At 56.8% G+C, this 14,111-nt stretch carries 10 protein-coding genes; 4 read left to right on the top strand and 6 right to left on the bottom strand.

All coding sequences use genetic code 11. The features are described 5' to 3' along the window. Positions 1-138 precede the first annotated feature (138 nt). Entirely contained in the window at positions 139-1,011 is an 873-nt protein-coding gene (locus tag P6287_RS00690; protein ID WP_137384896.1) for an alpha/beta hydrolase, read from the top strand. A gap of 3 nt (positions 1,012-1,014) precedes the next feature. Here P6287_RS00690 and P6287_RS00685 read toward each other — a convergent pair whose 3' ends face one another. From P6287_RS00685 to bcsE, 6 genes are all read right to left on the bottom strand, one after another. Next, positions 1,015-2,523, bottom strand: coding sequence for a pitrilysin family protein (locus P6287_RS00685; RefSeq protein WP_101763783.1), 1,509 nt, complete (start codon positions 2,521-2,523; stop codon positions 1,015-1,017). A 245-nt stretch (positions 2,524-2,768) separates the two neighbouring features. Further along, complete coding sequence (locus tag P6287_RS00680) at positions 2,769-4,049, bottom strand: dicarboxylate/amino acid:cation symporter (RefSeq protein ID WP_101763784.1); 1,281 nt, start codon at positions 4,047-4,049, stop codon at positions 2,769-2,771. 228 nt (positions 4,050-4,277) lie between these two features. Continuing rightward, complete coding sequence (gene hmsP, locus P6287_RS00675; protein ID WP_277974897.1) at positions 4,278-6,290, bottom strand: biofilm formation regulator HmsP; 2,013 nt, start codon at positions 6,288-6,290, stop codon at positions 4,278-4,280. A 728-nt stretch (positions 6,291-7,018) separates the two neighbouring features. Then, positions 7,019-8,650, bottom strand: a complete 1,632-nt coding sequence (gene bcsG, locus P6287_RS00670) for a cellulose biosynthesis protein BcsG (RefSeq protein ID WP_192414392.1) — start codon at positions 8,648-8,650, stop codon at positions 7,019-7,021. After that, complete coding sequence (locus tag P6287_RS00665; protein WP_192414390.1) at positions 8,643-8,831, bottom strand: cellulose biosynthesis protein BcsF; 189 nt, start codon at positions 8,829-8,831, stop codon at positions 8,643-8,645. Before P6287_RS00665 ends, bcsG begins: the two co-directional genes overlap by 8 nt. Continuing rightward, the gene (gene bcsE, locus P6287_RS00660) at positions 8,828-10,378 is read right to left on the bottom strand and encodes a cellulose biosynthesis protein BcsE (RefSeq protein ID WP_192414387.1); all 1,551 of its coding nucleotides are present in this window, start codon (positions 10,376-10,378) and stop codon (positions 8,828-8,830) included. The genes P6287_RS00665 and bcsE overlap by 4 nt, the downstream gene beginning before the upstream one ends. A 195-nt stretch (positions 10,379-10,573) precedes the next feature. On the opposite strand from bcsE, the gene bcsR reads away from it, so the two are divergent. Genes bcsR through bcsA form a run of 3 tightly spaced genes read left to right on the top strand, consistent with a single transcriptional unit; the run spans position 10,574 to position 14,099 of the window. Then, positions 10,574-10,768, top strand: a complete 195-nt coding sequence (gene bcsR / locus P6287_RS00655) for a cellulose biosynthesis protein BcsR (RefSeq protein ID WP_101763788.1) — start codon at positions 10,574-10,576, stop codon at positions 10,766-10,768. Continuing rightward, a complete protein-coding gene (gene bcsQ, locus P6287_RS00650; protein WP_110867903.1) occupies positions 10,768-11,499 on the top strand; it encodes a cellulose biosynthesis protein BcsQ in 732 nt (243 codons plus the stop codon). The genes bcsR and bcsQ overlap by 1 nt, the downstream gene beginning before the upstream one ends. Further along, positions 11,496-14,099 carry a UDP-forming cellulose synthase catalytic subunit gene (gene bcsA, locus P6287_RS00645; protein ID WP_277974356.1) on the top strand — a complete coding sequence of 868 codons (2,604 nt, stop codon included), beginning with the start codon at positions 11,496-11,498 and terminating at the stop codon, positions 14,097-14,099. The genes bcsQ and bcsA overlap by 4 nt, the downstream gene beginning before the upstream one ends. Positions 14,100-14,111 lie beyond the last annotated feature (12 nt).

Below are 14,111 nucleotides of genomic sequence, written 5' to 3'. Positions count from 1 at the left end.
GTCCGAAACTGGCGAAATCGGCGGTTTTCGGCTGGACGCCAGCAGCAAAAAAGACCATGTTTTAATCAACAACAGCAGGACGCTGTTACTCCGGCCGCGAAAAAAATAACGACAACATGACTCGCTCAGGACTGACTTATGCACACAGAAATCATCAATATCTGGCCACACGGTGATGCGCCAGGCGCGAGCGATTCGCGCGCTCAGCCGCAGATCGTCGATCTCGCCAAAGAGTACGAACCTTATGACCGCGCCGCCACCGGCGTGCGCTGCCCGGAAATTGCCATCTGGCATCCGGAAACCTCGAACGGCATCACGCTGCTGGTCGCGCCGGGCGGCGGTTATCAGCGGGTATTGATCGACCGCGAAGGCAGCGCGCTTGCCACCTTCTTCACGTCAATGGGCTACACGCTGGCGGTGATGACGTATCGCCTGCCGTATGACGGTCACCATGAAGGTCCAGACGCGCCGCTGGCCGATGCGCAGCGTGCGGTGCGCGTGCTGCGTGAACGTGCGCAGCGCGGGCTGAACGGCAAATATATCGTGATGATGGGCTTCTCGGCGGGTGGACACGTTGCCGCCAGCCTCGGCACCCGCTTTGGCGAGAAACTCTATCCGGTGCAGGATCAAGCCGACAGCTTCACACCGCGCCCGGATGCGATGGTGCTGCTCTATCCGGTGATCAGCATGCGTGAAGGTCTGGCGCATGAAGGTGCGCGCACCCGCTTGCTCGGCGCATGGCCGGATCAGAAGATGGTTGATGCTTATTCGCTGGAGACGCGCGTGCACGCACAAACGCCACCGACGCTGCTGATTCACGCATCCGATGATGAATCGGTTTCGGTGAACAACAGCATGGTGTTCTTCAGCGCGCTGCGTGAGCACAAAGTGCCGGTGGAGATTCACTTCTACCAGAAAGGCGGCCACGGATTTGGTATCCGTGGCGTGGCAGATTTACCGCTCGCCAGTTGGCCGATGCTGGTAACCGAATGGCTACGTGCTAAGACCTAATGTTTAGGATGATGGCGCGGTCTGATCCGCCGCGCCTGCGCTGTTATCCGGTTTCACTTCTTCCGGGCTCGCGGGTACCGCTGGCGGTTCGGGTAGCTTCATCACTTTATCCCAGCTTTCCTGCAGCATCTTCACGTTGGTCTCAGCTTCACCCTGCGGCTGAATCAGCACCATGGTCAGCTCCTGCGACAGTTGCTGGCGCAGTTCCTGATTTAGCTGGTCGCGCGTCATTTCGCTGAGGAAGGTTTGACGCAGCTTCTGATACTGCTCAGGCGCAATGTCCACCACCGCGTTTTGCTGCGAGCGCAGACGCTGGCCCATCAGAATATCGGTGTCGGTGCGGGCGTATGTGGCAAACAGCTTGTTGAGCTCCAGCAGCTTCTGCGCCATCAGCGCATCGAACTCCTCCTGCGGTAACCCTTTGTCGCGCACCGCCGCCAGCTCTTTCGCCACCTGATTCATATTTTGCGGCAAAGAGGCATTCGGGCTGTCCATGTTGATCGAGCACTGCGCACGTTGATAGAGCACGCGGCAATCGAAGCCAACCTGCACGCTTTGCGCTTTGCTGTCAGCCAGCGCGCGCTGCACATGCCAGAACAGCGCTTCACGCGCTAAATCGCTCTGCCAGTAGCGCTGCAAATTTTGCGAATCACGAATCGGCTGCCATGCAGTGTCCCACACCAGCGACAGGCGATCCTGATTCATGCCGCCATTCACCAGATTCACCGGCTGATGCGGCAGCGGTGACAGCGTCGGTAGCGCGGCAGGTGCGACACGCTTGCCTTTCAGCGGCGCAAAAGCTTTGTTGATCTGCTCCGCCATGCTGCGGCTATCGACGTTACCTACCACGTACAGCGTCATGCCGTCGGGCGTGTACCACTGCTGATAGAAGCTGTTGAGCTGTGCGATATCCACCGGCGCGCGCGGTTGCTCGCCGGGATCGTGCGCCAGCATCGCCGAGCCTTTCAGGCGATAGCGCCACCACACATCCTGCGTATTGGCAGGCCAGGTGGCAATCGGATCGGTCGCCATTAACGCGGTAGAAACCACCTGCTCATTAATCGTCATTTTCCCGGCGGTCGCCGCCAGCCAGCTGAGCGCTTCTTTCAGCAGATCAGGGCGGTTATTCGGCAAGCTCAGGTTGTATTGGGTGTAATCGTACGACGAAATAGCGGGTGGCAGCGGACGTTGCGGATCCATGGCTTGCTGCCACAGCGCACGTTGCTGATTGGTGTCCAGCGTGGCGTTATGCACCATCGCTAAACGCGGTAAAAGATGGCTATAGCCGGTTTGTTGCGCACTCTCCACCAGCGAACCGGTGTTAACAATCAGGCGCAGCTCAATACGATCGCTTGGACGTTGTGGTGTGGTTAGCAGCTGCCAGCTAAAACCATTGTCCAGTTTGCCTTCCTGCCAGGCGGGATCGGGTTGGAGCGTCTCGGCGTGCACGCCAAAACCGGACGCTGCCAGTAGCAATCCGCCAACCAAAAGCCGAATTCTGGTGCCCTGCATGTGAACCCCTACTCAAACAGATCAACGCTCGTTAGCGCGGCATGTTCGGTCACATCTGGGGTGACCGGCGCGGCATTGTGCCGCCACGTTTATTTAATAACAGACTCTTTGACCACGAGAAGGTCAGGATGTCGCGCAACGAGGCAAAAAATCGGGAAAAAAATCAATGGGGTTTATTATGCAAATGCCCGCTGTCAGGGCAAGCGACAGCGGGCATTTCTCGGCAAATTAACGCAAATAGCAGGTTATGCGGCGGTTTCTGGTGCGTTATTCACCTTTTTCCCGGCAGAAAGCGTCGCATTCAATTGTTTCTCATCCAGCTGGCCGACCCACTTCGCCACCACGATGGTCGCCACGCCGTTGCCCACCAGATTGGTCAGCGCACGCGCTTCGGACATAAAGCGGTCGATACCGAGAATCAGCGCCAGACCCGCAACCGGTAAATGTCCCACCGCTGACAAGGTCGCCGCCAGCACGATAAAGCCACTGCCGGTTACACCCGCTGCGCCTTTTGAGGAGAGCAGCAGCACCACTAACAGCGTGATTTGGTGGAACACATCCATATGCGCGTTGGTCGCCTGAGCAATAAACACCGCCGCCATGGTGAGGTAAATCGAGGTGCCATCCAGGTTGAAGGAGTAGCCGGTTGGAATCACCAGCCCCACCACCGATTTCTTACAGCCCAGCTTCTCCATCTTATCCAGCATGCGCGGCAGCGCAGACTCGGAAGATGACGTGCCCAGCACAATCAGCAGCTCTTCTTTGATGTAGGCGACAAATTTAAAGATGTTGAAGCCAGCGAAGCGTGCAATCAGCCCCAACACCACCACCACGAACAGCACGCAGGTGATATAGAAGCAGATGATCAGCTGCCCCAACTGCACCAGCGAGCCGACGCCATATTTACCGATGGTGAAGGCCATCGCCCCGAAGGCACCGATTGGCGCGAGACGCATAATCATGTTGATCACGCCGAAGATCACTTTCGAGAAGCTCTCAATGACGTTGAACATCACGGTGCCGGCGCTGCCCAAGCGATGCAGAGCGAAGCCGAACAGGATAGCGAACAGCAGCACTTGCAGAATGTTGCCGCTGGCAAAGGCACCAATGACGCTATTCGGGATCACATCCAGCAGGAAGGCGACCACACCTTGCTGCTCCGCCTGCTGCGCGTATACCGCGACTGCTTTAGCATCCAGCGTGGCTGGATCAACGTTCATGCCCACTCCAGGCTGCACCACGTTAACCACCACCAAACCGATGATCAGCGCGATGGTGCTGACCACTTCAAAGTACAGCAGCGCCACTGCGCCCGTACGTCCAACGGCTTTCATGCTCTCCATGCCGGCAATACCGGTCACCACCGTACAGAAAATCACGGGGGCGATGATCATCTTGATCAACTTAACGAAACCATCGCCAAGCGGCTTCATTTGCGCGCCTAACTCAGGATAGAAGTGGCCCAACAGGACGCCGATGCCGATGGCAACCAGTACCTGAAAATAGAGGCTTTTTAAGATTTTCATAACAGGTGTCCAGTAAGACGGTTCGCACCGCCATTGTTGTGGAGAACGCATGCGGCAAGCCGCCAGAAGCGTAAAACCTTACCGATGGCGAGGAAAATAACACCCTGTTAACAAGATTAATATCCCCTACTATTCCTTACAAAAGTTACAAAACTCTAACTATGAACTGAAACGCTTCAGCACAGCGCTTCGCTACAATTTTGTAAGGAAAATCAATAACCAAGGTGATTATTCTGGGAGTTGCGAGCTATTGAGCCAGCGTTGGTTAAAGACGTGGAGCGGCAGCGCTTCAGCGTATAAGTAGCCTTGCCCTATAGTAATTCCGCGCGCCAGCAGCCAGTCGCGCTGCTCGGCGGTTTCCACACCTTCGGCGATGACGTCGAGGTGAATGATGTCGGCAATCGCCGCCACGATGCGCACCATGGTGTCGTCATCCGGCAGCGCGGCGACGAAGCTGCGATCCATTTTCAGCTTATTTACCGGCAGCGCTTTGAACTGATGAAGATAGTTGAGGTTGGAGTAGCCCATCCCGAAATCATCGAGCGCTACCGCCACGCCGGTTTGCTGCAGCAAGCGCAGCAGCGCAATCGCCTGTTCGGCATCGCCAATCTGCGCGGTTTCGGTGATTTCCAATACGAAGTTGCCCGGCGCGATGCGATGGCGCTCCAGCAAGCCCTGCAAATGGCTGACCATGCTGGCATCACGCAGCTGCACCGCCGAGATATTGACGCTGAGCGGGATGTTAATGCCCTGCTTCTGCCAGCCGGCCAGAATGCGGCAGGCTTCTTCAAACACCCAGCGGCCAATGGCCGAGATCACGCCAATCTCTTCGGCGCTGGCAATAAACTCTTCCGATAATCCGTAGCTGCCATCCGGCATGCGCATGCGCAGCAGCGCTTCGGCACCGGCCAGCTCGCCGGTTTCCATATTGATTTGCGGCTGGAGATAAAGAGCAAACTGCTCGTCCTGCAGACCTTGCAAGATGTCGTGTTCCTGCGTTAAACGCTTTTGCGCCCGCTCGGTGAGCGCCGGATCGAAGAACAGAATCTGGTTTTTGCCCTGATGCCGCGCCGACATCATCGCCGAGGTGGCGCGATCGAGCTGTTCGCTGGCCGAGATGCTGCTCTCTTCGTGCAGCGCCAGGCCAATGCTGGCGTTCGGACGCAGCTGCAGCTGTTGCAGGTTCACCGGCTGATTAATGCGAATCATCAGGTTGCGCGCCAGACGCATGGCGCGGAACGGATTGTGCGCGCGCTTCATCAGCAAGGCGAAGTCGCTGGGCCCGGTTTGCGCCAGCAGTGAGTGATCGTCAACGGTGCTGCGAATCTTCTCCACCAGCGTCAGCATCAGCGTATCGCGCTGCTCATCGCTCAGCACGCCGTTGGCTTCCTGCAACGTTTCAATGCGAATCACCATCAAGCCCCACGCCTGACGATTGTGGCGATGACTGATGTGCTGTTCGAGCAGCGCAAGGAACAGCGCGCGATTGGGCAGATCCGTAACGGCAAAATGCGTGGTCATGCGGCTCATTTCGTCGTGAATCGACTCCAGCACCTGCTGGTTGCGGTTGTAGCTGCGGATCAGCATGCCGATTTCATCATCGCGATGATTATTCGGCAGCTTCATTTTGTGGGTCAGAATCGCCTGCGGCGGCAGCTCCTGTAAATCACGCGAAATATCGCGCAGCGGATGCACAATCAAGCGGTTGATACACCAGCTAATGGCGATCGAGAGAATCAGCGCCAGCAGCAGATAGGTGGTGATCATGGTGGATAACGTGCTGAGCAGGAACTGATAGACGCGGGAGGAATCAGCCTGTAGCACCAGATAGGCAATCGGCTTCGGCAAACCGGAACGCTCCACAGAATAGAGCGGCAGCGTGATTTGTACCGGCAGCTCAAACAGGCGTGCGACCCAGCGCGGCACCGGTTTTTCCGGCGCAAAATCGGCGTGCAGCGCCTGGAAGGCATTTGGCAACACCACATCGGCGCGCGATAAAATACCGGCCGGTTTCAGGGTATTAAGGATGCGTTCGGCTTGCGGAATATCGGCTTTGAGCACCGCTTCGGAGAGTGGCTGACGCACGGTGTGCGCCACATTTTCCATTTGCTGGGCGTAGTCAATCCTGCGCTGCTGCACAAAGTGAAAGAGCTGGATGACAATAAAGATGCAGATGGTCACCATCGCCACGGCGGAAACCGTCGCCATCTGCTTTATCGTTAGAGAACGACTGACGCGCAACAAAACTTCTCCAGGCCACCAAAGGCGTGTAATGAGATGAAATTCGCAGCGAGTATATCCCAGGTCACGCGTTTTTTTCGCCGGGATAAAGGCGAAAAATAAGCAAGTTTGGTTATTTATGAAGTGATTCGGAATTATGCAGGTTTGAGTGCACATTCAAGCTCACCTGCAAGGTCACCATTTATGACGTAATGCCTGTCAAAAAAAACATTTTGCTATAAACCGGGTACGGGCGCTGACACGTCTGCTGCGTCACGGGCCGTCCTCGCGCCGCTAGCGCGGTGCCTTCGGCTTCCACGTCGTGCCGACGGACCGTTCGGGGATCGGCCGTCCTGGCCGCCCCGAACTGCCTCACGCATCCCTGCGTGAGGCTCCTGGCCCAACGTAAAAGCCTCAGCGCTGCGAATAGCCCTTTTGCCGCAGCAGACGCGCCAGCGCCTCCAGCCAATGAGCCCTTTTCAACAACATTCACTGAAGGTTCGGAGCAGGCCGGGGCCACTTTTGGGCAGGCAATCCGCAGCGCTGAACGAAGCGAGGAAGCCAGGAGAGCCCGCAGGACGCGGGCGAAAGGCGGAGCCGGGACAGGGAGGTCCCGTCTCCGCCGGTCCGACAGGCAGACGAGCGAAGTGAAGGTACCGCGTAAGCGGCGCGAGGACCGCCGGACCAAAAGTGGCTCCGGCCAGCGTACTCGTCGTAGTCTTAACAAACATTAGGCCATTAATTGCGACCTACTGCGGATATGGCACCCAATCGCCGCCGTTCAGGCGGATCCACGGTTTACCCTGATACATCATCACCACCGCGTTATCGTTCTCAGACACCACCGGCGTCTGCGGCAAATTATCGGTCAGCACCGACATATTAACGTTCGGCGCGTTAAATACCTGGCCATCCACCACGCGCGACACGATTTCCGAGATCGCCATCAGGCTGGTAGGCGTCTCCACGCTAAGCGGCTGGCCCTGATGCGGTGCTTTCATGCCAACAAACTTAATGCCGACCGGCACATGGGTAATATCCGGACTGGGGATATCACGCAATCCTGACATCTGCATCTTGTCGCCCTGCAGCGCCGCGCCGTGTTCCGGCACCACCAGCACCATCACGCGACGGCCCGACTTCTCCAGATTGGTCAGGAAGGCATCGAGCTGATCAAACAGCACTTTGGCGCGCGGCTGCCAGTCTGCGCTGCGCGTGCTGCCCAACTCGCGCGTACCGTCATGCAGCGGAATCAGGTTATAGAAGGTCGCGGAGCGCGCATCGCTGCTCTTGGTGCGATCGTCGAGCCAGCGCTGCATCAGCTGCGCGTCATTAAATACCGGCGAGCCATCAAATGACGTCACCTCCGGCGAGATGCCCGCCTGCGACATCAGCGGCGCCTGCAGATTGCCCTCTTCACGCAGTTCCTTGAGATAGTTACCAAACACGCCGGTGTGATCCATCATCAATTGCTGTTTAAAGCCCAGCTTCGCCAAATTATCAAATAGATAGCAACGCTGATCGGTGGCTTTGTACAGATCGCTGTGCGAGCTCTGGCCGCAGCTGGCGCGCAGCAGACGAATCCCCGCCGGGCCGCTGTAACCGGTGGCAGAGTTGTAGTTGTTAAGCAGAATATCGAAGTGCTGCCACAGCGGATGATTACGCAGCTGCGCGACGTTCAAATCAGACCACGACAGCGAACAGATGTTGATCACCAGAATATCGAACGGCTGCGAATCAGCTGGCAAGGCGTCCGGGAAATGGGTCGCACGCTGGCGCTCGGCGTCGTAAAAACGGTTGAGCCACGCGGTGAGGTTGGCGCTGGTTGGCGGCGCGGATTGATCGAGGCCATCTGGCGCTTTCGCCGCTGGCGTATCGCTGAGCTTCACCGTCGGCGTGGCGGCGCTGTTCGGCAGTAAATTCATTGCCGGTCCGGCGATCGTCAGCACGTTGAGCCAGATCAGCATCAGCGACACCAGCACGGTGACGCGAATCCACTGCGCGATAAACAGATACAGCACCAGCAGTACAAAGCCCGCGCCAATCATCTCCCAGTTGATAAAGCGATTAGCAAGATCGAGCAGATAGCTGGGCGAGAAGCCTGCAAGCTGGCTGCCCTGGCTCATAATCGAATGGATTCCCGGCAGCCAGGTATCGTGCCAGAACAGCGCCACGCCAATTGGCAGCGAAATCCACTGACGCAAGCGATGCAGCCGCGCGCCCGGCAGTGGGAACAGCAGCCACGCCAGAAACACCAGGTTACTTAGCGCGTGAAAATTAAGGTAGCCGTACCACAGCAGCGCAAATTTGATCAGGAAGTAAAAGTTCCAGCCACCGAGGCCGCGCCACCACGAGCCGTGCATCGTGAATCTGTTATTCATGTTTATCCGTTTTATGGGTTTTGCGTTGCCACTGTCCTTCTGATTTCAGTGCGCGCGTCGGTAACAAACGCAGCAGCGGATTAGAGCCGCTGCGCGCTCGTCCGCGCCCAAACAGTGATGTCAGGAACAGCAAAATCAATAACAGCAGGATCGCCACCTGCACCCAATCCATCAGCGTCATTGGTGGCTTACTCCATCGAGGTTGAGGGTAATCGGCTGCGGCGTTTGTGCCCCGCGCTCAGGCGCGGCGGTTTGCGTGCTGACTGGCGCAGCGGCCAGCGGCGTGGCCTGCCGGTCGCGCTGTGCCACCGGCGTCAGCTGACGAATTTTGTCCGCCTCCGACACGATCTGATTGTCTTCAAACCAGACGATACGATTGCTAAACAGCTCGTCGTGCGGCAGCGAGAAGATCGACTTCAGCGCGATATCCAAATCATTGAATCGGCATGAAGAGAGGAACAGATAAATGCGGTCGTTCACCAGCGTCACGAGATCGCCGAAGCGGCGCGGTTTACACAGCGTCAGAATCTGTTCGGGTTTCAGCTGCGGCACCGCGCGCAGCGCCACCATCAAGCCTTTGTCATTTTCCGGCAGCAGCGTATTGCTCATCAACTGCTGCACCGCCGCGCAAAAGGCATCCAGCGGTAAAAAGCCTTTCTGCTGTAGCGGCTGCAGCGCCTGCATCAGGGCATGGAGATTGGCAGGCACATGGCGCGAGAACTGCTGCCCCTGAATCCCTTCCAGCGTGGTAAGAAAGCGCGACAGGCTGGCCACGGTCGGTACAATGGCATTCACGCCGCAGGCCAGCAGCAAACGCTCATCACTGTAGCGCAGCGTGGTACTGATTTCGCGCACCACAATCTTAAGCGCACTACCGCGTGAACGACGCAAACTATGGACCATCGTTGCTAAAGAATTAATGTCTTGATTATGAACCAGACTAAAGATGACCGTGGCGGCGTTCGCCTGCTGCGCACGCGAGAACACGCTTTCGTTATCGCTAAACAATTGCCACTGCGCTGAAAGCGGCGGCGCGCCTTCCAGCACACCTTCCTGAGCCAGGAATTGGTTTTCATCATTGCGGCTTAAGGGAATATTTTGTCCCGCTTGATTAACGGCAATAAATTGATTATCGACATAACTCAAACGGATAGCGCGGTCGGCCAGTAATTTATCTGCCGCATACCACCAGTTAATTCGATAATGCCAACTGTCCTGCTGAAACTCCAAATGTGCGAGACCATCAAGCTGGCGAAAATAACCTTGCAGATGATTACGCAGGTGAATTATTGACGTACCGGAGGTGATCATTAACAACGTAATTTGTTTTTTAGATAACAAACGGCGCATGCGCTTAAGCCAGAAGGTTAACTCATCGGGCGATAATTTTCCCCACAGCGCGGCATTACTATAAAAAATCACCAGGCCACTGCGACTATTAAGCACACGGGAAAAATCACTTTCAAGCTGCTTTAGGCTGCGTTTATTAGCCGGCAGTGAAAATAACGGCATACGCGCTGGACCGCCGATGGGATCGGGCGTCAAAAGCGCCTGCGGTTTCTCATCCGCACTGATGAGCGTAGCCGCCTTTTGTTGGCTAACTACCTGACGCAGCAGCGTTCGCGCATCATCCTGACGCTGGCTGGTAATCCAGTAAAACCCAGGATTCTGCAGAGTATTTAATTCCTGCTGAATCTGCTGCAGGCCAAGCGCATAATGTTTTTTCATATTTGATTCGCGATCGATACAATCCAGGCTAGTTTAATCGAGACAGCCGCAATTGGAACGGGTGAAATAAAAAATAGCGTATTAGCGCAAATCATATTGATCTGTGGATAGCATTTGTCTTTACTTCAGGTTTAAACTTTACAAAAAATAAAACCACAATTCATCCGTTGTCGATTTTTTGGTGGCAAAAAAATAATGAAAACAGAGAATGCATTTTCGCTGAATGCGACTAGCAGCGAAGAGCACGATGACATTACTGCCTTAAGTGATGCCTTTTCCCTTAAGGCATTTCGCTACATTGATATTGCCCGCGAAGCGCGACTGAATACCATTATGACGCGCTGGCCATTGCTGCGTGAAATAAGCGCCGCACAGGAGTCAGAACGTTAATGCCTGTTATTGCATTACAAGGATTGCGTGGCGGTTGTGGCGCTACCTCGCTGAGCGCCGCACTCGGCTGGGCGTTTAACGCGCTGCAGCAATCGGTGCTGGTTATCGATTTTTCCCCGGTAAATCAGCTAGCTGTCCACTTTAATATGCCGCTCGACCGCGCTCAGGGCTGGGCGCCCGCGCTGCTCGAACAGCAAGCGTGGCAGCAGTGCGCTCAGCGCTATCAGGCAGGGCTGGATTTTCTGCCGTTTGGCGCACTCACGTCGCAACAGTACGCCAGCATCAGCGCTATCAACGCAGAATTTGCCGCACCGCTGCTACACGCGCTACCGGCCCTGAAATCGCACTACAACTGGATTATTTTCGACATGCCAGCGGATCTGTTGCCGTGGCAGCGATCCCTGGTTACCGCGGCCGATCGTCTGCTGCAGGTGCTAACGCTGGATGCCAACTGTCAGTTGCGTCTGCATCACGCGCGTTTTCCTGCGCACACGCTGTTTCTGATCAACCAGTTCAACGCCAACAGCCAGCTACAGCAGGATCTGCATCAGCTGTGGATCAACTCACTGAAAAACCTGATTCCCCAAGTGATTCACCGCGATGAAGCGCTGGCGGAAGCGCTGATGATGAAACAGCCGGTGGGCGAATATCGGCCGCATGCGCTGGCCAGCGAAGAGATCAACACCCTGGCTAACTGGCTGCTGCTGCATGTGCCGGGAGGCGCGGCGTGAATCCATTACGCTGGCTGCTGATGCCGCAAGCGTGGCAGGCGCTGCAACGCCGCGCTCAGCTGGCGCATCAGCATGGCGCGGGCCGTTTCACCCTCGCGCTGCATTTAATGTGGTGCATACTCGCGTGGTCGCTGTTGCGGCTGGAAACCCCCGGTTGGCAGCGCATCCTGCAACATCGTCAACGTTACTACCCGCAAATTTCGCCGCTGCGCCCACGTCCGCTTGACCCGCTGCGCTATGCACTGCAAAGCCTGTGGCTGATGCTGGTAATGCCGCTGGATAAGCGCGCGCGTAAAAGTTTCAGCGTCAAACCGCTGTTCCGCTGGCGTGAGCCGCTTTATCAGTGGCTCGGTGCGCTGCCGGCACGGCTGGAACAAAACCGGTTCGCCCAGCGCAGCGAACAACGTATTCAGGCGCTGCCCGTGTGGTTGCGGCAGCTGCTGTTTATCGTGGCAGCGATTGTCGCCAGCCTGCTGGCGCTGCTGTGCATCTCGCAGCCCTTCGGCATCACTACGCAGTTTGTCTTCGTGCTGCTGTTATGGGGATTGGCGATGCTGGTGCGTCGCGTGCCGGGCCGCTTGTCCACCATCATGCTGATCGTGTTATCGCTGACGATTTCCTGTCGTTATCTGTGGTGGCGCTACACCGAAACCCTCAACTGGGATGACCCGATCAGCCTGACATTTGGTCTGCTACTGATAGGTGCAGAAACCTATGCGTGGGCGGTATTAGTGCTGGGCTATTTCCAGACGCTGTGGCCGCTCAATCGTCAGCCGGTCTCGATGCCGCCGGAAATCACCTCGTGGCCGAGCGTCGATATTCTGGTACCGACCTACAATGAACCGCTGAGCGTGGTGAAACCGACCCTCTACGCGGCGATGGGCATCGACTGGCCGCAGGACAAGCTCAATATCTACCTGCTGGACGACGGCACGCGCGAAGAGTTCCGCGAGTTTGCCGCCAGCGTCGGCGTCAATTACGTGGTGCGTCCCACCCACGAACACGCCAAAGCGGGTAACATCAACCATGCTTTGAAAGCCGTGTGCCGCAGCGAATATGTTGCCATTTTTGACTGCGACCATGTGCCGACACGCTCGTTTCTGCAGCTGACGATGGGCTGGTTCCTGAAAGATCATCGGCTGGCGATGCTGCAAACGCCGCACCACTTCTTCTCACCCGATCCGTTTGAACGTAACCTCGGTCGCTTCCGCCAGACGCCTAACGAAGGCTCGCTGTTTTACGGTTTGGTGCAGGATGGCAACGATACCTGGGACGCAGCGTTCTTCTGTGGCTCTTGCGCCATATTGCGCCGAACTGCGCTGGATCAGATCGGCGGCATTGCGGTAGAAACCGTCACCGAAGATGCGCACACCTCGCTGCGTCTGCATCGCCAGGGTTACACCTCGGCATATATTCGTATTCCGCAGGCTGCGGGTCTGGCCACCGAGAGTTTGTCCGCGCATATCGGTCAGCGTATCCGCTGGGCGCGCGGTATGGTGCAGATTTTCCGCCTCGATAACCCGCTGTTCGGTAAAGGATTAAAGCTGGTGCAGCGCCTGTGTTACGCCAACGCCATGCTGCACTTTCTCGCCGGGATTCCGCGTCTGATCTTCCTGCTGGCACCGCTGGCGTTTCTGCTGTTCCACGCCTACATCATCTACGCGCCCGCGCTGGCGATCGCCATCTACGTGTTGCCGCACATGCTGCACACTAGTTTGACCAACTCGCGCATTCAGGGCCGCTGGCGACATTCGTTCTGGAGCGAAGTGTATGAAACTGTGCTGGCGTGGTACATCGCGCGGCCAACCACGGTGGCGCTGTTTAATCCGCACAAAGGCAAATTCAACGTTACCGCCAAAGGTGGTTTGGTGGCCGAACGTCATCTCGATTGGGTGATTACCAAGCCGTACATGATGCTGGTGCTGCTGAATATCGCCGGTATTGGCATGGCCTTCTGGCGCATGGCGTACGGTCCGGCCAACGAAATGCTCACCATTTGGGTCAGTTTGGTGTGGGTGATTTACAACATGATTATCCTCGGCGGCGCGGTGGCGGTATCGGTTGAAGCGCGTCAGATCCGCGAAGCGCATCGTGTGGAAATCGCCATGCCCGCCGCCATCGCACGTGAAGATGGACACATGGTGCCGTGCACCCTGCGTGACTATTCCGACGGCGGCGTGGGCGTTGAGCTGCGCGAAGCCGATGCGCTGAAAGAGGACGAAACCGTGTCGCTGCTGCTGCGCCGTGGTCAGCAAGAGTTCAGCTTCCCGTGTCAGGTGCAGCGCGTGTTTGGCCGTCGCGCCGGGATTCGCCTGCATCAACTCACGACGCGCCAACACATTGAATTTATTCAGTGCACCTTCGCTCGCGCCGATACCTGGGCGCTGTGGCAGGATGGCTTCCCGGAAGATAAACCGGTGCAAAGTCTGGCCGACATTATGGTGCTGGGTTTTAAAGGCTATCTGCGTCTGGCCGAGTATGGACCTGCGCCGCTGCGCCGCTTATTCCGTGGCCTCACCGCGTTGGTGAGTTGGCTGGCGACACTGCTACCGCAGCGTATTGACCGCCAGCCTGCGACGATCAAAACCGATTTTACTTAAGTTGATGATATG

Origin of the sequence: Pantoea sp. X85 (assembly GCF_029623675.1) — a bacterium.
GTDB classification, from domain to species: Bacteria; Pseudomonadota; Gammaproteobacteria; order Enterobacterales; family Enterobacteriaceae; genus Pantoea; species Pantoea leporis.
Note: the sequence above shows the minus strand (reverse complement) of the source record. Positions and strands in the feature narration are given on the sequence as shown.